This window comes from Chloracidobacterium validum, assembly GCF_018304825.1.
Classification (GTDB): Bacteria; Acidobacteriota; Blastocatellia; order Chloracidobacteriales; family Chloracidobacteriaceae; genus Chloracidobacterium; species Chloracidobacterium validum.
This window is the reverse complement of record NZ_CP072648.1, coordinates 2,464,074-2,487,058: the sequence shown is the minus strand read 5'-3', so window position 1 is coordinate 2,487,058 and position 22,985 is coordinate 2,464,074. Positions and strand designations below refer to the sequence as shown.

The window sequence follows — 22,985 nt, the reverse complement described above, 5'->3', positions numbered from 1 at the left end:
CGGTCATGTTCCGTTGGGGGCGATAGGTGATTGGTTCCCATTCCCAAGCCCGCCATTCGTCGTCGGGCGCCACCGGACGCCAACCAGCGTGATGTCATCGCGCTGGGACTCTGCGCCCATGTGCGCCAGCAACTCGGCTTCCAACCGAGTCCGCTGCTGCGCCGGTGGCAGCCCGGCCACGTCAACCAACAGCGCGTGCAGCCGCCGCGTCCCAAGCTTCTTTCCCCGTTCGTTGGGCTGGTCGGCAAAGCCATCGGTGGCGAGATAGAGCATGGTGTCGGGCAGAATGGCGACTTGGTGGTTGGTAAACTGGCGTGACGCTTGTTCACGGCCGATGCCGCCCAGGGACTGCCGGTCGCCTTTGATTTCGGTCAACACGCCGTCCGCGACCAAGTAGAGCGGACGCCGCGCTCCGGCGAACGTCAGCGTTTGGGTCGTCTGGTCAATGCTGCACACGGCGGCATCCATGCCATCCGGCAACCGATCGTTTTCACCCTGCTTGAGCGCCCGCTGGATGCCCTGATGCAACGCCTCGAGAATCTGCGCCGGTTGGTAGGTCTGGCGTTCGATGACGATCTGCCCCAACAGGTCATTGCCGATCATGGACATCAGTGCGCCCGGCACACCATGCCCGGTGCAATCGGCCACCACCAGAACGACGCGCCCCTGCTGCTGGTGAAACCAGTAAAAGTCTCCCGACACAATGTCCTTGGGTTTCCACAGCACAAAACACTCGCCTAGGGCAGCCGTCAGTGTCTCCTGGGTGGGAAGCATCGCCTGCTGAATGGTTTGGGCGTAGGTCAGGCTTTCGAGCATGTCACGCCGCTGGGCTTCGATTTCCAGGTTTCGAGCTTCGAGTTCCTGGTTTTTATGCGTAATTTCGGCCGTCCGCTCGGCAATCTTGAGTTCCAGATTTCGGTTGCGCACCACCAACTGCCGCAATCGCAGTCGGACGCCCCCGTACAGCAACAACCCACCGGTCAGCGCGAACCCCACATACACCGGCCACGTCTGCCACCACGGCGGACGAATCTCGAGCTGAAACAGCACCTTGCCCGGACTCCACACCCCATCGTGATTGGCCGCCATCACCCAAAACCGATACGCCCCCGGCGGCAGGTTCGTGTAGCTGGCTTCCCGCCGCGCCCCCGCCTCCCGCCAGCCACGGTCAAACCCTTCCAGCCAGTAGCGATACCGGTTGTCCGCCGGCGCGTGGAAATCCAGGGCGACAAAGCCGACCTCCACCGCCCGCTCCCGGTAATCAACCACGAGCTGGCTGCCTTCGGGCGCAAGCCGCGTCTGCCCGTTGATTTTCAGCTCGGTCAACGCCACCGGCGGCGGGGTTGGATTGTCGGTCAGTTTGGCCGGGTCAAAGATGTTGAGGCCCTGTGTCCCCCCAAAGAAGATTTCGCCGCGGGAGTTTTGGAAGGCCGAGAAGCGGTTGAACTCACGGCCCTGCAAGCCATCGGCGGTGGTGTAGGCGCGGAAGGTGAGCGTCGTCGGGTCGAAGCGAGCAATGCCGGCGTCGCTACTGAGCCAGAAGCGGCCGTTGGCATCGGGGAACATGGCATAGCAGTTGTTGTGCGGCAGCCCGTCTTGTTCCAAAAGGTGGGTAAAGGTTTCACGTTGTGGGTCGAAGCGGCACAGGCCAGCCCCTTTCGTCACCATCCACAATGTTCCATCTCGCCCTTCGGTAAAGTGCGTCACGTATGGCTCGCCGTACTCCGGCCGGCTGTCAACCCGATAGACGCGATAGGTTTTCTGGTCTGGATCGTAGCGGATGGCGCCATTGGGAAGCCCGATCCATAGGTGTCCATCACGCGGCGAAACATGCAGGGCTTGCACATCCACCCCTAGCCCCCGTTGTATTTGTGGGTTCACCCCTGCCGCTTGGACCAAATTCAGGTTGGGCGCATGGTTATAGCTGCTTCGTCGGTCTGGTGAGATTTCATAGATGCCTTGCGGACTGGCGACCCACAGGCGCTGACGGGCGTCCTCATACACCAGATTGACCTGGATTCGGTCAGGCAGAGCCGGAAGCGAATGAAACCGTCCCGTCTCCGGGTCAAGGCTTTGAAGTCCGTCGAGCGTCCCGACCCAGAGCGTTCCCTGGCGATCTTCCAGCACGCTCCAGACTTGATCGGAGCGGAGCGCGGTTGGATCGTTCGGACGCGCGCGGTACCGCGTCGCGCGGCCGGTCTGCCGGTCGAGGCAGTTGAGACCACCAAACTGCGTGGCGACCCACACTCGTCCCAGGCGATCCTCACAAATTCCACGAACGTAGTTGTTGGAAAGCGAGGTCTCATCGGCCGGACGGTGCTGGTGCCGCTCAAAGCGGTTGCGGGTTGGCGAAAACTTGATGAGTCCGGCCACGCTATCCCCAAACCACAGGACACCGGAGCGGTCACGCAGCATGCAATCCACGTTTTGTCCACCAAGGCCGTCGGGACGTTTGGGTTCGGCCTGGATCATCCGCGCGACTCCGTTTTGCAGGTTCAGTTCGCGTAATGTTCCGTCCGGGCAGCGCATCCAAACGGATGGTCCGTCCCATGACAAGATGACGGTTTCCGGGGTCGCGCGCGGCAGCTCGGCCGGCAAGGCATCGAGCCTTTTTCCGGTGTAATCGAATTGCTCGATGAGCCGTTCACGCGCCGGGTCAAAGAGCGCCATGCCGGCTCGTCCAAAGCTGAGGCAGAGCCAGCCTTCTGGCGTGACGCCGTGCGCTCTCCAGCCAAACCGTTCTGTGCTGCCAGAGCTTGTTCGGTAGCGACCGGGTGGCAGGATGAGGTGGGCTTTTTCCGAGTCGGCATCAAAGCGCAGCAGTCCATTCGTGGCGCCGATCCAGAGTTGGCCGGTGGAGTCTTCACAAATGTCAAGTACCCCGCTATCGGTGAACCCTTGCACCGTCAAGTCATACAGCCTGAAGTCATCCCGCTGGCGGTCCACACGTACCAGCCCAAGGTCGGTGCAAACCCAGAACCGGCCCTGACGGTCTTCATAGAACTGAAAGGTATTGGCGCGGACGCCGCTACGGGGCGACTTGACCTCGTACCGAAAAAAAGTATCTGTCTTTGCATCGTAACGGCAAAAGCCGGCCCGCCCGAACCCAAACCAGAGCGTCCCATCTCGACTTTCATAAAGGCTGCGCACAAAGTTTCCGGGCAGTGAGCCGGGGTTGCCCGCTTGGTTGCGATAGACCTTGAACGTAAAGCCATCGTAGCGATTCAGCCCGTCCTCGGTTCCAATCCAGAGAAAGCCGCGTCGGTCTTGCAAGATGCAGTGAACGGCATTGTTGGAAAGTCCGTTTTCCTGGGTGAGGTACTCAAAGCTGGATGTGGAGCGTACTTCAGCCTGGGCAGCACCAAACAGCCAGAGCAGTATTCCGATGAGCCGAACCACCGGCCACATAACCGGCCGCCGCGGGACATAGCCCGTCGCTACAGGCAGGATGGCGCTTGGTGATTCATGCTCTGTAACCATTGGTGTTGGCCTTTGTCTGGGGCTGCCACTGCACGCCAACAATCGTGATGTCATCGCGCTGGGGTTCATCGCCCATGTGCGCCAGCAACTCGGCTTCCAACCGGACCCGCTGTTGCGCCAGTGACAGCCCGGCCACCTCAGCCAACAGCGCTTGCAAGCGCCGCGTTCCAAACTTTTTCCCACGCTCACTTGGCTGATCCGCAAAGCCATCCGTGGTGAAATACAGCATCGCGCCTGGCGACACCATCACCGTGTGGTTGGTAAACACCCGTGGTCGCCGCTCGCGCCCACTGCCGCCAATGGCATGGCGGTTGCCCTTGATCTCGGTCAGCACGCCATCGTCCACCAGATAGAGCGACTGCCGCGCTCCGGCAAACGTCGCCATCCGTTCCTGCTGGTCAAAGGTGCACACGGCCGCGTCCATCCCATCCGGTAGCGGTGTTTCTCCATCTTGCTTCAACACGCGCCGCACCCCATTGTGCAGGGCTTCAAGAATCCGCGCCGGCTGATATACCTCATGTTCTACGACGATCTGCCCGAGCAGATCATTGCCAATCATAGACATCAACGCGCCCGGCACGCCATGCCCGGTGCAATCGGCCACCACCAGAACGACGCGCCCTCGCTGCTGGTGAAACCAGTAAAAGTCCCCCGACACGATGTCCTTGGGTTTCCACAGCACGAAGCTTTCCCGAAGCGCTGCGTTCAGCGCATCCACCGTGGGCAACATCGCTTGCTGGATTGTCCGCGCATAGGTCAGGCTCTCCAGAAGTCCACGCCGCTGATCTTCAATTTCTAGATTCCGCGCGGCAATCTCCGAATTCCGAGACTCGATTTCCAGATTCCGCGCGGCAAGCTCTTCGTTCTTGCGTGTCACCTCTTGCGTCCGCTCGGCAATCTTGAGTTCCAGATTTCGGTTGCGCGCCACCAACTGCCGCAATCGCAGTCGGACGCCCCCGTACAGCAACAACCCACCGGTCAGCGCGAACCCCACATACGCCGGCCACGTCTGCCACCACGGCGGACGAATCTCGAGCTGAAACAGCACCTTGCCCGAACTCCACACCCCATCGTGATTGGCCGCCATCACCCAAAACCGATACGCCCCCGGCGGCAGGTTCGTGTAGCTGGCTTCCCGCCGCGCCCCCGCCTCCCGCCAGCCACGGTCAAACCCTTCCAGCCAGTAGCGATACCGGTTGTCCGCCGGCGCGTGGAAATCCAGGGCGACAAAGCCGACCTCCACCGCCCGCTCCCGGTAATCAACCACGAGCTGGCTGCCTTCGGGCGCAAGCCGCGTCTGCCCGTTGATTTTCAGCTCGGTCAACGCCACCGGCGGCGGGGTTGGATTGTCGGTCAGTTTGGCCGGGTCAAAGATGTTGAGGCCCTGCGTCCCCCCAAAGAAGATTTCGCCGCGGGAGTTTTGGAAGGCCGAGAAGCGGTTGAACTCACGGCCCTGCAAGCCATCGGCGGTGGTGTAGGTGCGGAAGGCGCGGGTCGTCGGGTCGAAGCGAGCAATGCCGGCGTCGCTGCTGAGCCAGAAGCGGCCGTTGGCATCGGGGAACATGGCATAGCAGTTGTTGTGCGGCAGCCCATCTTGTTCCAAAAGGTGGGTAAAGGTTTCACGTTGTGGGTCGAAGCGGCACAGGCCAGCCCCTTTGGTTGTCATCCATAGCGTTCCGTCGGAGCCTTCGGCGAAGCTGGTGACATAAGCGGCACTGTATTCTGGACGCGCTTCTATCACATATTCGCGGTAGGTCTGCCGAACCGGGTCGTAGCGCACACACCGTCCTGCCAACCCAAACCAGAGGTGCTGGTCACGGCGATCCTCGTAAATGCACTGCACATCAACGTCCCACGGCTTGCCGGTGGGGGTGATGCCGGCGGTATGGTCCCGGCAGCGCATGCGGTCTGGGGAGATTTCGTAAAAGCCATTGCCAAAGCTGACCCACAGCGCGCGGCGTGTGTCTTCGTAGATGGCATGCACCCTTGCCTTGCCGGATAACTGTGGGAATGACTGAAACTGACCCGTTTGAGGACGAAACCGCTGCAATCCCAAGTCCGTGCCAATCCATACCTCGCCTTGTCGGTCCTCATGAACGGCAAATGTTATGTTCGACTGAAGGGCGTTTCGAGCGCCGGGCCGCGCCGGATAGCGCACCACCTGCCCAGACGCGCGGTCAAGCGCATTGAAGCCGCCGAACTGGGTACAGACCCAGATACGGCCAGAACGGCTTTCGGCGATGCCACGAATGTAGCTGTCAGACAGAGATGTTTGATCGAGTCCAAGGTGGCGATAGCGTTCAAAGCGGTTCTGGGTCGGAGAAAATTTTGTCACCCCGGCCACGCCATCCCCAATCCACAGCACCCCTGACCGGTCTTGAAACAGGGCGAGGACTCGGCGCGCCGGACGTTCCCCCGGAAGCTTGGGGTCGGGAACGATGACCTGGACCTGCCGGCTGGAGAGGTTCAAGCGAATCAGCCCGACCGGGCGTTGCGCTCCCCAGAGATTGTCGTCGGCGTCAAGCCACAGGGGATCGACGTAATATAGGTCCTCGTCGTTTACCGCCGTTGGCACGCTACTGAGTGCGTTTCCCTGCCAGTCATAGCCTGCGACGACCCGGTGTGACCGTGGCTCGATGCAGAAAAAACCAACGCGGCCAAATCCAACACAGAGATGTCCTTGCTTCGTTTGCCCAAGGACGTGGGCTGAAATCATCAACAACTGATTTTCTCGCCGCACAGCCGGCGACGTGATGACTTGTGAGAACTGGCCGGTCGTCCGGTCAAAAAGCCACAGCCCGGAGACACTCGCCACCCAAAACTGCCCCAAGTCATCCTCATAGACTGAGGCGATGAGCCGATCACGGTGTGGGACGTTGTGCAGTGTGAAGTCACCACGCCGGTGGTCAAAGCGGAACAAGCCGTCGTCCGTGCATAACCAGAGCGTGCCAGCCCGGTCTTCGTAAAACCGCCAGGCCATACGACTGCCTATGGTGGACTGCCCGTCACGGATGAGTTGCTTGTCGGTAACGAAGCTATCCGTTTGGGGATCGTATCGGCAGAATCCAGATTTGGCGGTGCCAACCCACAGGTTGCCCTCCCGGTCTTCATACAGTGTCATGATGAGGTTTCCGGGGAGCGAGCGGGGGTTGTTATCCTGATACCGATAGACTTTGAAGCTGAAGCCATCGTAGCGGTTCAGTCCGTCTTCAGTTCCAATCCAGAGAAAGCCACGCCGGTCTTGCAGAATGCAGTGAACCGCATTGTTGGAAAGCCCGTGTTCCTGGGTGAGACGCTCAAACACGGCCGCCGGGGGAACCCCGCCGACTGCCCCCGGCACGCCTACGGACGCCGCTAACCACAACGTGATGAGGATAACGCTGCGTCGGATTATCTGCCTACAAGCCAAGTGCATGAGACCAAGGTCAGGGAAAGAGCGGGTTTGTCTGGCGGACAGGCATCAATTTAGCTGCTTTGTCCTGCACAAGTGTGGCGAAGATAAAAGCAGACCAGTCGTACGGCAAGCTGGGGTTGGTTAACCGGATGCGCTGGCCGCGGATGGTTCGGGCGCGTCATCCAGCTCCTGAATTGCCGCTGCGAAGAGGGGCAGCAGCAGCTCATGATGACCGGTTAGCGCAATCCCGCGCCCGGCCCCGCCGGCAACCGGACGGCGGACGACATTGGTCAACGGTCGGTAATGCTGAATGAAGTCGAAGTTGACCGTCGTGAAGGTGGTGAGTGGATAACCCAGGTTTCTCACCGTCGTCACGGCCTTGAGAAAGACTTCGGGCAGGATGACCGCCGAGCCAAAGTTCAAGTACACCCCGCCATCGTGAAGCTCACGCACGAGTCCGCAGAGCAGGCGGAAGTCATGGTGGGTTGCCGCGCCCAAGTGCGCGCCAACGGCCGTGGGGTGAATGTGGGTAATGTCTGTGCCAATGGCAACATGGACCGTCACCGGCGCGCGTCGTCGGTAGGCCTGAATCAAAACGGATTGCTCAGCGTAGGGCGGCTGCGCCGCATCCAACCAGCGGCCCAAGCCCTCACCGAGGCCAATGCCATCCGCCGCCGCCGCTGCACAGGCCGCGTTGAAACCTGTTCCGGTTTCTTCCGCGCCGCCAAACGCGCCGCTCCCCAGCGTGGCGTCCACATCTTCGGAGGTCGCGCCCACCAGCGCGATTTCAAAGTCGTGAATGGCGCTTGAGCCATTGCAGGCAAAAGCGGTGAGGTAGCCCTGTGCCATCAAGTCAATGAGTAGGGGGCCGAGTCCACACTTGATGACGTGGCCGCCAAAGCCAGCAATCACGGCGCGTCCCCGCGCGCGCGCGGCCCGGACGGCCGCCGCCGCTGCCCGAAGCTCTTTGACGGCCAGGATGTTCGGCAGTGATGCGAAGAAGTCACGCAGGGTCGCGCCGGGCGGGCAGGGGCGGGACAAATCGCGCGCTGACACTTTGCTCGGCCGCGCGGCCAGGGGATAGGTGGACAGTCCCGCAAAATCCAGTGGGGAAACGGCATAGTGACTCTTCGAAGACGAGGTACTCACAAGCCCTCCTCGGCACGGACCTACAACAGTTCACCGCGTGGAAGGAAAATCTGAAAGGCCGTGCCCTTCCCCACTTCGCTGGTGACCGTGATGAAGCCTTTGTTCTGGGCAATGATGCCCTCGACCACCGATAGCCCAAGACCCGTGCCCTTGCCAACCGGCTTGGTCGTGAAGAACGGCTCGAAGATGCGTTGCCGGACTTCCTCGGTCATGCCCAGCCCGGTGTCGGCAACTTCCAGTAGGACATACGGGTTCATGCGGATGGTTTCATCGCTGGCCTGGCGGCTCCGAAACAGGGCAGGCGTGCTGCTCTCAGGCCGGGACTCGTGCCAGACGTTGAGCGTCCTCAGCGTCAGCGTGCCGCCATGCGGCATGGCATCGCGGGCATTGACCGCCAAATTGGTCAGCACTTGCTCGAGCTGCTGCTGATCGGCGACGACGATGCCCAAGTCCGGTGACAGGTCGGTGACGATGGCAATGTGCGGCTCCAGGAGCGGACGCAGGATGCGGACGGACGACGTGACCAACTCGTTGATGTTGAGTGGCGCTAACTGCTGCTGTTGTTTACGCCCAAAGGTAAGAAGCTGCCCGGTGAGCGTCGCGGCCCGCGACACGGCCGTCAGGATGTCCAGAGCATACCGATGGAGGAGCGCCGGCGAAGAACGTTCAATCGAGGTTGGCGAAAGGCGACGCTCCAGGAGCCCGGCGTATCCGGCCACCACCGTGAGCAGGTTGTTGAACTCATGGGCGATCCCGGCGGCCAGTTGCCCAACGGCCTCCATTTTCTGGGCGTGGCGAACTTGCTCCTCCAATGTGCGCTGCTGTGTGATGTCTTCGATCATGCTCAGGAGGTACTGCGGCTGCCCGTCACTGTCACGCACCACGACCACGGTCAGGCGGCCCCAGGCCACCTTCGCCGCCTTGGTCAGGTAGCGTTTCTCGATCTGAAAGCTCGACAGGGTCGGGTCTGCAAGAAGTCGCCGGGTGAGGCGCATCGTTTCTTCGACATCGTCTGGGTGGCAGAAGTCCAGGTGGTGGCGTCCGGTCGCTTCTTCTGGGGTGTAGCCAAGCCACTCACACACCGCGCGGTTGGCGCGCATGACGTAGCCGGTCAACGACACGAGGGCAATGCCCAGCGGCGCGGCGTCGAAAACGCGGCGGAAGCGTTCCTCGCTTTCGCGCAGGGCGCGCTCTGCCAACCGCCGTTCGGTCAAATCCCGCCCAATGCCTTGAAAGGCCACCGGCCTGCCATTTTCCACAATCATCCAGGTATTGAGTTCAAGCGTGATGCGCCGTCCGTCGCGGGCCAGCAGCGTCGCTTCATAGCGCGCCGTCGTTCCGGGCGCTTCCAGAAGTTGCTGAACCGCAGCCTTGGTCACTGGACGGCTTTCTGGAACGATGACATCCACGACGTTGAGCGACCGCGCTTCATCCCGTCGGTAGCCAAACAAGGCCTCCGTTGCCGGGTTGATGTCCAGAATCCGGCCCTCCAGGTCGTGGCAGTAGATCACATCGTGGGCACTGTCGAAGAGTGTTCGGTAACGCGCCTCGCTTTCGCGCAGGGCCCGTTCCATCTGGCGGCGCCGGGTGACATCCCGCGCCATGCCGTGCACGCCCACCGGGACGCCCTGCTCGTAAAACAAGCGCGAGCTGATTTCGAGCGTGACACGCTGACCGTTCTTGGCAATCACATCCAACTCGTACTGTGTGACCTCGACTTTTCCGGCACGTTTTTCGGCAATGGACTGAATCGCCCGCGCTCGGTGCTCCGGCACCACGATATGGGTCATCGTCAGATGCTTGGCGTCGGTCGGCGTGTAGCCCAGGACCCGCTCCACGCCCCGGTTGACGGATAAAAAGCGCCCTTCAAAGTCGTGGACGTACACGATGTCGCTGGCGTTTTCAAAGAGGTCGCGGTAGCGCGCCTCGCTCTCACGCAGCGCTTGCTCGAAGTGCTTGCGCTCGGTGATGTCACGCAAGATGCCCTGAATGGCCACTGGCTTGCCGTCGCGGAAGAGCAGTCGGGAGTTGACTTCAAGGGTAATCCGCCGGCCGTCCTTGGCAATGAAGTCGGCCTCGTAGCGCGACTCAGTCCTTTGCTGTTCCAGCTTTTCATTCAGCGCCTGTCGAATCCGCTCCCGATGCTCCGGCACGACCAAGTGCGAGAACTCGCGCACCGACATGGCTTGGATTTCTTCGGCGCTGTAACCCAGAATTTGCTGGCCGGCGGGATTCCAGGCCAGGCGTCGCCCATCCAACCCCAACAGCAGGATGATGTCGCATGCGCCATCAAAGATTTCCCGATAGCGCAGCTCGCTTTCCCGAAGCGAGCGGATGGTTTGCGCGGCGTCCCGCAGCGCGGCTTCCAGTTCAGCAATCCGTTGCGCCGCGGTTTTGGGGTCGGCACTCGGGGACGTTTCGGAGGTGTTCGTCGCTTCAAAGGCGTTGGACATCCCCGCCTCATTGGTCATGGTGTCGCTCGTCTCAAGGCATCACTCGCGTTCCTCAATGGTGGTGAGGCGCGCGCCGGCGTAAAAACCATAACGCCCGGCGATGTTTTCGTAGCCGGCCTTCGGGGCCGGATACACCCAAGCCACGTGGGGCGTCAGATGCGCGCCGTCGTCGAAGGTGATCCAGTTGCACGTACCCTTGTAACCACAGGTGTAGGTGTCGGTGGTCAGCTTCAGCACGGACTGATTGACGGCATCTGGCGCGAAGTACCAGTTCCCCTCAAACGAGAGAACTTGGTTCGGATCGGTTGTTTCGGCCAAAATCGTGCCTGTCGCGCGGTCTTTGATGGTGACTTTCATCTTGCGTGGAGCCGGATGGTCAGCCGACGGTTTCGACAGGTATCTGAACCGACGTTGCGCCAGCCGGAGTATTTGGGATGGAAACGAAGTCATCATAGCGCGATTCGGCTCGAGCGCGCCACATCTGGGGAAATCCTGTTCAGAACGAAGTGTCGCTCGACGGTGGTTTAGCGCGGGGTAACGTCGGTTCTCAGGCGCGATAGGTGCGTTCCGCGCGCGGGATTTGGTATAAGAGGTGTGGTTTGCGCAGAAGGCCGCTTGTACGGCTAGCCGGCGCTGACTTGGAGGCTTATCAACCACATGGCCGATCATCACCCGCCAGCGCCGGTCGTGTTCCGGCAAACGTTCTTGTTCGTTGGGCTGTGGTATGCCACGGCGGTCATCTTGACGGTAGTGTTCGTGGTCCTGGGCGGGGTTGTGGAAGCTGTCATCTGGAGGAGCCTGGCGCCGGCCGTTCCCTTTGTAACCATCGGAATCTGCCTCGCGCTCTTTGCCGTGGCCGCCTGGAAGCACCTTTGTCAGTGGGTGGAAACCTACACGCTGGCGGCCGACAAGATTGAAGTCAGTACTGGAATCTTGTCTAAAACTGTGCGGAACATCCCGCTTGCCAAGGTGCAGGATGTCACGGTTGAGCAAACGCTGGCGCAACGGCTCTGTGGATTGGGCAACGTGATTGTGGATAGTGCGTCGGCGACCGGAAAAATTACCATGCGACATATCGCGCAACCGCGCGCGGTCGCTGACCAAATCCTCCAGCGGGCAGGTTCACCGCTGCTGTGAGCCGAGGAACATGAAGCTGTTCTGGAACCAAAGACCGCCACGGCATTGGCAACTGGGTGGGGTGGTGCTGCTCATCGCGGCCACGGTCGGTTTCGCGGTCGGTGGCGTCCGGGATGAGACCGCCGGGCGGACCTTCCCGGTGCGTGAGCTGGGCATCAATCAGAGCCTGCTTCTCACCACGAAGCTACCGTCCGGCGTCCTGCCCGGTGAGCAACTCGAAGTCGCCAGGGAGTTTGGCGTTGCCTGGTTGCACCGCGGCCGGCGCGAAGGGATTGCCTTTGCGCTCTATCGCTGTCCGAGTTACGGGCGCGCGCTGGGGTTGTCCAAGTTGATTGGTGGCGAGCGGCTTGGCGATACGGTGCTGACCGTGCAGCCGGACGCGCCAGAAGAAAAACGCTCGGTTGTTGCGGCCTGGCTGCGAGCTAGGCTCGAAGCTTGGCAAGCCACGCTTCCGCCGGTCGAGGGGCAAGACGAAGAACCGGTTGTGCTCCGCAAGTTGCCGTCTCCGGCGCGGCAGTCTGGGACGGAGCGCTACGCGGTTGGCGCTTTGGGACTGGCCCGCGCCACCTGGCTTCGCGCCAACGCGCTCCCTGCCTCTCCAGGCTGCGCTTTCGCCTGGGCTGATTACACAGCGGCGGCGCCTTTCGAGCATGTTCTGGTGGCGGAGTATCCCACGCCGCAGGATGCCACCGCGGCGCTGGCGGCTGCCCAGGGCTTGGCTTCCGGTAGGTGTCAGATTGCCCGGCGCGGCAACTTCATTGTGGTTGTGGATGGCGTCCGGGACGCTGCCCGCGCGCAAGCGGCTATCGAGCGCGTCGAGTATGACTATGTCGTGCGCTGGTTGGGCGACCCCCCGCCTCGCCTGAGCACGCCGACCCGAACGACCCAGCAGGATGTCCGCCATATCGGGCAGCTTCTCGTCAGCATTGCCTCATTCGTGGTGCTTGCCGGCGCTGGCATGGTGTTGCTTGGCACGGCCGCCGGCGGGGCATTTTTCTACTGGCGACGCCAGCGCGCTGGAGACGGGTTCATTGCCGCCGATGCCATGCTCCGGCTCGATCTTCAAGAGGAACGGACGCTACCCCCCGCGCGCGCGTCGTCCGTCAAGCGTTTGACTGATTGACCGACTGGGTACCCCATTCCGAGCCTGCCACGGAAAAGTTTCGCCGCCACCTGGCCCAGCTTGCCGAGCGGGAAGCGCGCGAAACCTCTCCACGGCAAAAAGACGTGTTTGACACGATGCGCGCCTTTGCGGCCCGGGCACGGTTCATCCGCTTGGGCGCGATTCAGTACCACCTGTATGAATACGGCCCGCCGGATGGCCCGGCCGTCCTCTTGCTCCACGGGTGGGATTGTTCGTCGTACTGGTTTTATCGCCTGGCACCGGCGCTTGGCGCGGCCGGGTTTCGCGCCATCGCTTTTGATTTTCGCGGCCATGGTTTTTCCGAAACGGCTCCAGACGACGACTACACGCTCCTGGCCTTTGCCCAGGATACCCTGGCGCTGGCCGACCAGCTTGGCATCAAAGCCTTTGATCTGGTTTCGTTTTCGCTGGGTTCGGCGGTGGCACTCCTGGTTGGCGACGCCGCTCCGGCGCGCGTTCGGCGGCAGGTCGTGATGAACTTCGGGCTGTTCGACTATGGCGCGGCGCAAGCTCTTGTGTTACCAAGTGTGCTTGGGGCAATTTTTGACACGCTTCGGCGCATTCCATCGAAAACGCTGGTGTACCGCTACGTCTCGGTCACGCTTTGTCAACGCGAAGTGATGTGGCGCGACGTTGAAATGTCGTTCACGAGCCTGGTGTATTGTAACTCGCGGGCGGCCTTTCTGGCCGTGACGGACTTGGTTCGGCCGGAACGGGTTGCCCAAGTGCGTGACGCCGCCGCCCGGGCCGCTCCGACGTTGGTGCTGACCGGTGAGTTCGATCCCGTCGTCCCCTTCGCCGACAGCGACCGCCTGGCGCAAACGCTCCCGGTTGCGCGTTTGCACATCCTGCTGCGGACGGGCCACCTAGTGCTTTTTGAGCGACCGGATGAAATCGAGCGCCTTGTCGGTGACTGGCTCGCGGCGGCTGGTCGTGGCGAGTGCGGAGGAGCGGAGGCAGGAGGGCCGGATGCAGGCTGACTTACGCAGTGTGATCGCCCTGGCGATTCTGACGTTTCACGAGGCCCGCAAGCGCAAGGTGCTGTTGCTGGCCTTCGGGTTGGGACTGCTTTTTCTGGCGCTGTTTGCCTGGGGCTTTGGGGCCAGCATCAGCCCATTGGGCGCCGTCACGCCGGTGATTCAGCGCGCACAATGCAACACGCTGACGTTGGCCGGACTGTACGTCGTCAACCTTCTCGTCGTCGTGACCGCGGTGGCGCTGCCGGTGGATACGCTGTCCGGCGACATTGCTTCCGGGGTGGTGCATACCCTTCTGACCAAACCACTGCGCCGCGCCACGATTGTGTTGGGCAAGTGGGTTGGCTTTTTGTTTCTGCTCACGCTCTATCTGGGCTTCATGGCGGGTGGCGTCTTGCTGGTGACGTGGCTAACGGCCGGCTACACCCCACCTTCTGCCGCAGCCGCCCTGCTGCTGATGTGGCTAGGCGGCGTAGCCATACTGACCATGACGATTGCCGGGGGCACCCGCCTTCCGACGCTTGCCAATGGAGTCGTGGTCTTAGGGTTGTATGGCATTGCCTTCATTGGCGGCTGGATGGAGCGGATTGGAGCTACGCTGGGCAACCCGACGGCGCGCAACCTGGGCATTGCTTCGAGTTTGCTGGTGCCGACCGAAGCGATGTGGCAATCTGCGGCGGCGCTGATGCAGCCGATCCTCCTAAGTCAAATCGGGATGGCGCCGTTTTCTTCATCGTCACCCCCATCGCCGCTGATGATCGCGTGGACGGTGGGCTGCATCGTGGCCAATCTGGCGTTGGCGATCTGGTGGTTCGAGCAGCGCGATCTATAACCGATTTGGCGCTACCGACCGTCGGAACGTATGGTGGAAGGGAAGTCTGATTTTCCTTTTCACGGAGCCTTCCCCATGCTTGTGATCCCTGAACGTCCCCGCCGGAACCGCCGTACCGAGGCCATTCGCCGAATGGTCAGAGAAACCTCATTGACCCCGGCACACTTGGTGGCCCCGCTGTTTGTCGTGGATGGCCACAACGAGCGCCAGCCGATTCCTTCGATGCCGGGCTACGAGCGGCTTTCAGTTGACCTGCTGGTTGAAGAATGCCACCAGTTGGCGGCGCTGGGGGTTGGCGGCGTTGCCCTGTTCCCGGCCCTGCCGGAATACAAAAAGGACAAAACCGCCTCCGAAGCCGTCAATCCCGACGGTTTGTTTCCCCGTGCCGTCAGCGCGGTCAAGGAACGGGTTCCGGCGTTGACGATTTTCACCGATGTCGCGCTCGATCCTTACTCATGCGACGGCCATGACGGGCTGGTGTCGGAGGCAGGCGAAATTCTCAACGATGAGACGGTCGAAGTGCTTGCGCGAATGTCGGTCCTGCACGCCCGCGCCGGCGCGGATTACGTCGCGCCGTCGGATATGATGGATGGGCGCGTCGGGGCCATCCGTGAGGCGCTGGATGTCGAGGGATTTCCCAATGTGGGGATTATGGCCTATTCGGCCAAATACGCCTCGGCCTTTTACGGCCCATTCCGTGACGCGCTCGACTCCGCGCCCAAGTTTGGTGACAAGCAAACCTACCAGATGGACCCGGCCAACATCCGCGAGGCGCTGCGGGAAGTGCGGCTTGACCTGGCCGAAGGTGCGGACATGGTCATGGTCAAGCCGGCGCTGGCCTATCTGGATGTCATCCGCGCCATCTGGGAATTTTCGGATGTGCCGATTGCGGCTTACCAAGTGAGCGGTGAGTACGCCATGGTCAGGGCGGCCGCCGAGCGGGGCTGGATTGACGGCGACCGCGTCATGCTTGAAATCCTCCTGGCCATCCGCCGCGCCGGCGCGGATGTCATCTTTACCTACTTTGCCAAAGCGGCCGCGTCGCAGTTGGGATGACGTATGACGAGTTGAAAACGCTGCTTGTGGCCGTGCAGCGTGGTGAGTGTTCGCCCGATGACGTGGCAGCTCGTCTGTCGGGCCTGCCGGAGGACGTGCTCACCGGCGCGGACGGGCAACCGTTTGCCACGCTCGACCAGGCGCGGGCGCTGCGGCAGGGGTTTCCAGAAGTGGTCTATGGCGCTTCAAAGACGCCGGAGCAAGCCGCCGCCATCGTCGCCCGCCTGAGCGCCGTTCATCCGAACGTTTTGGTCACGCGCGCGTCGGAAGCGGCCGCCAGGGCCGTCCAAGCGGTGGTCCCGGAGGCGCGGTGGGATGCCCTGGCCCGTCTCATCGTGGTTCACCGCGACCAGGCGCGCCACGGCCACGGACGCATCGTGGTGGTGTGCGCCGGCACGACCGACCTGCCGGTGGCGCGTGAGGCCCTGCTCACGTGTGAGGTGATGGGAAACGACGTGACGCTCGTGGCGGATGTCGGCGTCGCCGGGCTGCATCGGCTGCTGCGGCAGGTTGCCGTTCTGCGGCAGGCCCGGGTCGTGATTTGCGTCGCTGGGATGGAAGCGGCGCTGGCGTCGGTGGTTGGTGGGCTGGTCGCCGTGCCGGTCATTGCCGTTCCGACCAGTATTGGCTATGGGACGGCCTTGGGTGGACTGACGGCCCTGCTCGGCATGCTCAATAGCTGCGCGCCCAACGTGACGGTCGTCAACATTGACAACGGGTTTGGCGCCGGATATGTCGCCGCGCTCATCAATCGGCAGCCGGTCGGCTAAGTCGCATTGGTTGCAAATTCCCGTCGAATGGCCGTTGCGCGCCGTCGGGCGAGGGCGTACCGTCCCGGATTGCAATGCGCACCCCCGCGCTTGCGAACAACGAAGTTACAGAGCGATTCGCAGCGTCTTTTTGGAGGAAGTTCGCCTGATGGATGATACACAGCAGATGAGACTCAAGACTGGTTTGGCGGAAATGCTCAAGGGCGGCGTCATCATGGACGTGGTCAATGTCGAGCAAGCCCGCATTGCTGAAGAAGCCGGTGCTGTAGCCGTCATGGCTCTGGAGCGTGTTCCGGCCGACATCCGGCGTGACGGCGGCGTGGCGCGGATGTCGAACCCGCGCATGATTCGCCAAATCATGGAAGCCGTCTCGATTCCGGTCATGGCCAAAGTCCGCATCGGCCACATTGCCGAAGCCCAGGTTCTGGAAGCCCTTGGCGTGGATTTCATTGATGAGTCAGAGGTCTTGACGCCGGCCGACCCGCACCATCACGTTGATAAGTTCGCTTTTCGCGTTCCCTTTGTCTGTGGAGCCACGAATTTGGGCGAAGCACTGCGGCGGATTGCGGAAGGCGCTGCCATGATCCGGAGCAAGGGCGAAGCCGGAACGGGCAACATCATCGAAGCCGTACGGCACTTGCGCGAAATCCGGCGCGACATCCGTTTGCTGACGGTTCTGGACAAGGATGAACTCATGGCCGAAGCCAAGCGGCTCCAAGCCCCTTACGAGTTGGTTTGCCAGGTGGCGCGCCATGGCAAGTTGCCGGTGCCACTGTTTGCAGCGGGTGGCGTGGCGACGCCCGCCGATGCCGCGCTCTGCATGCACCTCGGCGCCGAAACCGTCTTCGTCGGTTCCGGCGTGTTCAAGTCGAACGATCCGGCGCGCTTTGCCCGCGCCATCGTCAAAGCCGTCACCTTTTATCAAGATGCCGCCAAGGTGCTGGAGGCCTGCGAGGAAATTGAAGACGGCCAGCCCATGCGCGGTCTTGCTATTGAAACCCTGCCGGCCGAGCAGGTCCTTGCCGCGCGCGGTTGGTAACGACCTGGCGGGTGTCTGCATCTGGAACCCTTCGGATGCGGACGCCCGCCGGGATGGACTTGCAGCCAAGCCGTTGCGTATGCTTTGAGGCCAAGCAAGCCTGGCTTGGTTCACCTTACCCCTATTGGCTCTGGCTTCCGCAATGTCGCTTCGTGAAATCAAAATCGCCCGTGTAACGCCGGTTGGCGTCGCGCCGACATACAACGTGACAATGCGCGCGCCGCTGCACAACTACTTTGTCAACGGCATCCTGACGGCCAACAGTCACTCGGTGTGCTACGGCGTACTGGCCTACCGGACGGCTTACCTCAAGGCGCACTATCCAGCGCATTTCTGGGCCGCTGTTCTCACCAGTGAACTCGGTGACAGCGATAAAGTTGCGCGCTACATCGAGGGGGCGCGCGAACAGGGCGTCGAGATTCTGCCGCCAGATGTCAACATCAGTCGGCATGGGTTTACCGCATCCGGCGGACAAATCCGTTTCGGATTGATGGCCATCAAAGGGATTGGCGAAGCCGCCGTGGATGCCATGTTGACTGCCCGCGAGAAGGATGGAGCGTTTGAGTCACTCTTTGACTTCGCCGAGCGGGTCGATCCCAAAGCCCTCAATCGGCGCGTCCTGGAAAGCCTGATCAAATCAGGAGCGTTTGATAGCCTGCCTGGAACGCGGGCCCAAAAATTTGCCGCGATTGATGCCGCTCTGGAGCAAGGCGCACGCGCGCACCGCGACGCTGCGGCCGGGCAGGCCTCGCTGTTTGGTATGCTGACCGACGCGGCCAAATCACCAGCGACCGCACTTCCAAACGTCCCGGACTGGACGCAAAAAGAACGCCTCGCCGGTGAAAAGGCGACGCTTGGGTTTTATTTGACAGGACACCCTCTGGCGTCCTTCCGGGAAACCCTGGCGAATCTCAGGAGTCTGTCCTATGCCCAGCTTGCGCACCAGTCCCAGGGCGAAACCGTCAGCATGGGTGGCGTCGTCAGCGCCTTCACCGTAAAGAATACGAAAAAGGGCGACCGTTTCGCCGTGTTCATGCTCGAGGATGAAACCGGCAGCATCGAAGTCATTGCGTGGCCGGAAACGTTCAAACGACTCGGCGATAAAGTCACGGACGGCGCGGCCGTGCTGGTCACCGGACGCCTTGAACTCGAAGACGCCACGCCAACGAAGATCATTGCTGAAACGGCTGAACCCCTTGAAGGTCTCCGTGAGCGCCACGCTCGGAGTCTCACCCTGCGCTTTCAGGCGAACGCACTCGACGCCGGGCAGCTTGAAAAGCTCCGCGATGTGCTTGACCGGCACCGTGGGGAGCGCCCGGTGCTTTTCGCATTGGCGCTTCCCTCCGGGGCGGAAGCCAGGCTCCGCGCTCACCAGTCCTTCAACGTTTGTCCGTCGCCAGAACTATTGGAAGCCTTGCAAACGCACTTTCCGCACTGCACGATTGAGCTTCAATAGGCGCTGGCCGATTTGGACCGGCTGGTTTGGACCGGCCTGACAAGCCACAGCCTATAGAAAAGCTCCGGCCCCAGCCGGAAAGGCGTTGCCCTATGACACCCCAGGTTGAACCGGCCAAAATTGTGCCAGCGGCGTTACCAGCCGAACCTGACGTGGCCGAGCTTTTGGCGCTCGAACTGCCTGACGAGGATGGCATTCCCTTGGAAAATGTCTGGCATCGGTTGCAAATCAACCTGTTGGACGACTGCCTGCACCAGCTTTGGGACGGACGGACTTTTTCGCCGGCGGCAATATGTTTGTTTACTACAGCCTTCAGCAGGTGCGGAACAAGGATTACAAAGGGCCGGATTTTTTCGTGGTGAAGGATGTGGATGGGTTTTACGCGCGTCCGTCGTGGGTGGTGTGGCAGGAGGATGGGCGGTTGCCGGATGTCATTGTTGAGCTACTGTCACCTTCGACCCAGAGTGCAGACTTGGGCGAGAAGAAGCGGCTGTATGAGCGTGTGTTTCGGACGGCGGAGTATTACTGCTACGGGCCTGACCCCAGCGAGGGAGCGTCGCCGCAGTTGCTGGGTTGGGGACTCGTGCGTGGTCAGTATGAACCAATCGCGCCGAATGCGGAGGGGTGGTTGTGGAGCGCCCAGCTTGGGGTGTGGGTTGGAGCGTGGGAAGGGCGGTATCACGCGCTCCAGACCCGCTGGTTACGGTTTTACGATGCGGACGGACGGCTGGTGCTGACGCGCGCGGAAGCGGCCGAGGCCAAGTTAGAAGCGGCTGAGGCCAAAGCGGAAGCGGCGCGGGCGCAAGCTGAGGAAGCTACCGCGCGGGCAGCCGCGCTTGAAGCCGAGGTCAGACGCTTGCAGGCTTTGCTTGCGCCGCCGGACTAGCGCCTTTTTCTCGGCTTCTCGGCAGTCTTTCAGCACTAGCTTCATCAGGGCGTCGTTTCCTCGCTGGGGGCTTCAACCAGCGAAGCGTCCACAACTTTATCCCCGTCGGAAAGGTTGATGATTTTGACGCCCTGCGCGGCGCGTCCGGTCTGCCGAATCGGCTTAACATCCACCCGAACCAGTTGCCCCTGCTGGGTGATGACCATGAGTTGGTCGTCGTCTTTGACTGGAAGCGCCTTGATGACGCCACCGGTGCGTTCGGTCACGCGCATGGTAATGACGCCCTGCCCGCCCCGGTGATGAACTGGATACTCCGACATAGGCGTACGCTTGCCGAGTCCCAGCTCTGACACAGCGAGAATGTCCTCGGTGCCGGTTACGACCGACATGCCGGTGACATAATCATCTTCGCGCAGTCGAATGCCGATAACACCGTAGGCCGGCCGGCCCATCGGGCGCACGTCGCTTTCGTTGAAGCAAATGGCCTGTCCGTTGAAGGTCGAGATGAGAATGCGTTTCGTGCCATCGCTCATCTGGACGGCGATCAGTTCGTCGTTTTCTTCGACGCCCATGGCAATGATGCCGTTCGAGCGAATGTTGGCATATTCTGAAAGCTCGGTTTTTTTGATGGTGCCACGGCGCGTTACCAGCACGACGTACTGCCCGGAAGCAAATTCACGCACCGGGATCGTCCCGGCGGCTTTTTCACCATCGGGCAACTCAATCAGATTGACGATAGCCTTGCCGCGCCCGGCCGTTGCCGCATCCGGGATTTCATGAACCTTGATTTTATAGACCTGCCCCTTGGTTGTGAAGATCATCAGAAAACTATGCGTCGAGGCAATGTAGAGCGATTCGACCACGTCCTCGGCTTTGGTCGCCATGCCCCGCCGGCCCGTTCCGCCGCGTTTCTGCGTCCGGTAGGCCGAAACCGGCGTGCGCTTGATGTAGCCCCCCCGCGTAATCGTGATGACGACTTCTTCATCCGGGATCAGGTCTTCGATGGTCAGTTCGGTGTCGGCGTCCACGATTTGCGTCCGGCGTGGCTCGCTATACTCTTTCCGCACTTCCTGTAGCTCGCTCACAATCACGGCGCGCAAAACGGCCTCACTTTCCAGAATGGCTCGCAGCTCACTGATGCGCTTGAGGATGGCTTCGTATTCATCCACGATTTTCTGGCGTTCCAGCCCGGTCAGCTTCTGAAGCTGCATTTCCAGAATGGCTTGCGCCTGGCGTTGGCTGAAGGCAAAGCGCGCCATCAGTCCATCGCGGGCTTCGGCGCTCGACTTCGCCGCCCGAATGAGCGCAATCACTTCATCGAGAACATCGAGGGCCTTTTTGAGGCCTTCGAGGATGTGGGCGCGGGCTTCGGCTTTTTCCAGCTCAAACGTCGTCCGCCGCCGCACCACGTCACGGCGGTGCTCGATGAAGTACCGCAGCGTTTCGACCAGATCGAGAATCTGTGGCTGGCCGTTGACAATGGCCAGGTTGATGATGCCGAAGTTGGTTTGCATGGGCGTCAGCTTGAACAGGTTGTTCAAGACGACCTGGGCCACGGCGCCGCGCTTGAGTTCGATGACAATCCGCATGCCTTCGCGGTCGCTTTCGTCGCGGAGGTCGGCAATGTCCTCCAGGCGTTTCTCGTTGACGAGTTCGGCAATTTTTTCGAGCAGCTTGGCCTTGTTGACCTGGTAGGGCAGTTCTGTGATGACGATAGCCTGCCGTTCGCGTTCACCCTTGCCGCCGACATAGTCAATGGCCGCGCGTGCGCGCATCGTGATCGAGCCGCGCCCGGTCATGTAGGCGTCCCGGATGCCTTTGCGCCCGCAAATGAAGCCGGCAGTCGGGAAGTCCGGCCCCTGGATGAACTTCATCAAGTCTTCGACCGTCGCCGTTGGGTTGTTGACGAGATGGATCGTGGCGTCGAGAACTTCGGTCAGGTTGTGCGGCGGAATGTTGGTGGACATCCCGACGGCAATGCCCGACGAGCCGTTGACGAGCAGGTTCGGAAAGCGCGTCGGGAGGACTTCCGGCTCGACCAGTGAACCGTCGTAGTTCTCTTGGAAGTCAACCGTGTCCTTTTCGATGTCGGCCAGCATGGCATCGGCGATGCGCGCCAGCCGGACTTCGGTGTACCGCATCGCCGCCGGGGCGTCGCCGTCCACGCTGCCGAAGTTGCCCTGCCCATCAATGAGGGGCACCCGCATGGAGAAGTCCTGCGCGAGCCGCACGATGGTGTCGTAAACGGCCTGGTCGCCATGCGGATGGTACTTGCCAATCGTGTCGCCGACGACACGCGCGCTTTTCTTGTAGGGCTTGTTGTGGGTATTGCCCAACTCGTGCATCGTCCAGAGGACGCGCCGATGGACGGGCTTGAAGCCGTCACGGACATCCGGCAGCGCGCGGCCAATGATGACCGACATCGCATAGTCGAGGTAGCTCCGGCGCATTTCGTCTTCGATGTTCGCCGGTATGAGCTTTTGTTCATCCATAGTGAAGTTTTGGAAAAGCGTGAAGTTTTGGAAAAGAGGTCTGAATCAGGTGGGTTGCCCAGGATTGTCACGAACGCGGCGCGTCCATCACTTTCTTTTGAAGAAGCCCATGGCGAAGCGGGCGACGTCATCGAGCGCGGAACCGTCCTTGTCGGCATCCAGCAGCGTGTTGAGCGCGCCCAGAACGTTGCCTGGGGTGGCTTTCGCTTGTCCTGAAAGCAGGTTCGCCACGCCGCTGGCATCGAGGCCCTGCTGGCGCTGGGTCAAACCGATCCACCCCATGACGACCGGGGCGAGCAGTTCGAGCATCTGCCCGGCGGCAGTTGGGGCCAGTCCGGCCGCCTGCGCAAGGTTTTGCTCTACGGCTGGGCGTTGTTCTCCGAGAACGTGGCGCAAAATACCGGCCCCACTCCCGGCTTGACCCCCGCCCAAGAAACCGACGACATCATCGAGGATGCTGCCGTCGTGGTCTTTGACCACGGCTTGGTGCAGCGCCTGCGCGCCTTCTGGCTGAACAGTGTTGCGCGCCAGTGCGCCTACCAGCAACGGCACAGCGACGGCGACGGCCTTGCTGGTGGCGGCTTCGTCGGCCCCGATGGTTTGGCTCAATCGAGACAGGGCCGGGCCGGCTAACTGTTGAAGTAAACCGCCGATAAGGTCACTCATCGTTCTTGCTCCGCGTCTTGCTTGGTGGTTTGTCCCAAGCTGTTGTGGTGATGC

The 22,985-nt window shown here is 61.5% G+C and carries 16 protein-coding genes; 9 read left to right on the top strand and 7 right to left on the bottom strand.

Annotated features, from left to right (window positions below):
* Positions 1 to 3: 3 nt before the first annotated feature.
* The 5 genes from J8C06_RS10435 to J8C06_RS10415 all read right to left on the bottom strand — a co-directional run bounded on the left by J8C06_RS10435 (position 4) and on the right by J8C06_RS10415 (position 10,929).
* Entirely contained in the window at positions 4 to 3,480 is a 3,477-nt protein-coding gene (locus tag J8C06_RS10435) for a two-component regulator propeller domain-containing protein (RefSeq protein ID WP_211428633.1), read from the bottom strand.
* Positions 3,464 to 6,844, bottom strand: a complete 3,381-nt coding sequence (locus J8C06_RS10430) for a two-component regulator propeller domain-containing protein (protein WP_211428632.1) — start codon at positions 6,842 to 6,844, stop codon at positions 3,464 to 3,466. Before J8C06_RS10430 ends, J8C06_RS10435 begins: the two co-directional genes overlap by 17 nt.
* A gap of 171 nt (positions 6,845 to 7,015) precedes the next feature.
* Positions 7,016 to 8,023, bottom strand: coding sequence for a GSU2086 family protein (locus tag J8C06_RS10425; RefSeq protein ID WP_211428631.1), 1,008 nt, complete (start codon positions 8,021 to 8,023; stop codon positions 7,016 to 7,018).
* Between the two features lie 20 nt (positions 8,024 to 8,043).
* Positions 8,044 to 10,494, bottom strand: a complete 2,451-nt coding sequence (locus J8C06_RS10420) for a PAS domain-containing hybrid sensor histidine kinase/response regulator (RefSeq protein ID WP_211428630.1) — start codon at positions 10,492 to 10,494, stop codon at positions 8,044 to 8,046.
* A gap of 21 nt (positions 10,495 to 10,515) precedes the next feature.
* Positions 10,516 to 10,929, bottom strand: a complete 414-nt coding sequence (locus tag J8C06_RS10415; protein ID WP_211428629.1) for a DUF427 domain-containing protein — start codon at positions 10,927 to 10,929, stop codon at positions 10,516 to 10,518.
* A gap of 204 nt (positions 10,930 to 11,133) precedes the next feature.
* Here J8C06_RS10415 and J8C06_RS10410 point away from each other — a divergent pair, with 204 nt between their 5' ends.
* The 9 genes from J8C06_RS10410 (at position 11,134) to J8C06_RS10370 (ending at position 19,773) form a co-directional block, all read left to right on the top strand.
* The gene (locus tag J8C06_RS10410; RefSeq protein ID WP_211428628.1) at positions 11,134 to 11,613 is read left to right on the top strand and encodes a PH domain-containing protein; all 480 of its coding nucleotides are present in this window, start codon (positions 11,134 to 11,136) and stop codon (positions 11,611 to 11,613) included.
* Between the two features lie 10 nt (positions 11,614 to 11,623).
* Positions 11,624 to 12,736 carry a hypothetical protein gene (locus J8C06_RS10405; protein ID WP_211428627.1) on the top strand — a complete coding sequence of 371 codons (1,113 nt, stop codon included), beginning with the start codon at positions 11,624 to 11,626 and terminating at the stop codon, positions 12,734 to 12,736.
* A complete protein-coding gene (locus tag J8C06_RS10400; RefSeq protein WP_211428626.1) occupies positions 12,733 to 13,737 on the top strand; it encodes an alpha/beta fold hydrolase in 1,005 nt (334 codons plus the stop codon). The genes J8C06_RS10405 and J8C06_RS10400 overlap by 4 nt, the downstream gene beginning before the upstream one ends.
* Positions 13,727 to 14,566, top strand: a complete 840-nt coding sequence (locus tag J8C06_RS10395) for an ABC transporter permease (RefSeq protein ID WP_211428625.1) — start codon at positions 13,727 to 13,729, stop codon at positions 14,564 to 14,566. The genes J8C06_RS10400 and J8C06_RS10395 overlap by 11 nt, the downstream gene beginning before the upstream one ends.
* Before the next feature lie 75 nt (positions 14,567 to 14,641).
* Positions 14,642 to 15,622, top strand: a complete 981-nt coding sequence (gene hemB / locus J8C06_RS10390; RefSeq protein ID WP_211428624.1) for a porphobilinogen synthase — start codon at positions 14,642 to 14,644, stop codon at positions 15,620 to 15,622.
* Positions 15,619 to 16,392 carry a nickel pincer cofactor biosynthesis protein LarB gene (larB, locus tag J8C06_RS10385; protein WP_211428623.1) on the top strand — a complete coding sequence of 258 codons (774 nt, stop codon included), beginning with the start codon at positions 15,619 to 15,621 and terminating at the stop codon, positions 16,390 to 16,392. The genes hemB and larB overlap by 4 nt, the downstream gene beginning before the upstream one ends.
* Before the next feature lie 148 nt (positions 16,393 to 16,540).
* Positions 16,541 to 17,431: a pyridoxal 5'-phosphate synthase lyase subunit PdxS gene (gene pdxS / locus J8C06_RS10380; protein ID WP_211428622.1), complete on the top strand. Its 891-nt coding sequence runs from the start codon at positions 16,541 to 16,543 to the stop codon at positions 17,429 to 17,431.
* Between the two features lie 142 nt (positions 17,432 to 17,573).
* Positions 17,574 to 18,887, top strand: coding sequence for a helix-hairpin-helix domain-containing protein (locus tag J8C06_RS10375; protein WP_211428621.1), 1,314 nt, complete (start codon positions 17,574 to 17,576; stop codon positions 18,885 to 18,887).
* 292 nt (positions 18,888 to 19,179) lie between these two features.
* Positions 19,180 to 19,773, top strand: coding sequence for a Uma2 family endonuclease (locus J8C06_RS10370; protein WP_246602033.1), 594 nt, complete (start codon positions 19,180 to 19,182; stop codon positions 19,771 to 19,773).
* Between the two features lie 44 nt (positions 19,774 to 19,817).
* Here the strand turns inward: J8C06_RS10370 and gyrA are convergent, their stop codons facing one another.
* Together gyrA and J8C06_RS10360 are read right to left on the bottom strand one after the other, a co-directional pair.
* Complete coding sequence (gene gyrA, locus J8C06_RS10365; RefSeq protein WP_211428620.1) at positions 19,818 to 22,265, bottom strand: DNA gyrase subunit A; 2,448 nt, start codon at positions 22,263 to 22,265, stop codon at positions 19,818 to 19,820.
* Between the two features lie 87 nt (positions 22,266 to 22,352).
* Positions 22,353 to 22,931, bottom strand: a complete 579-nt coding sequence (locus J8C06_RS10360; RefSeq protein ID WP_211428619.1) for a DUF937 domain-containing protein — start codon at positions 22,929 to 22,931, stop codon at positions 22,353 to 22,355.
* Positions 22,932 to 22,985 lie beyond the last annotated feature (54 nt).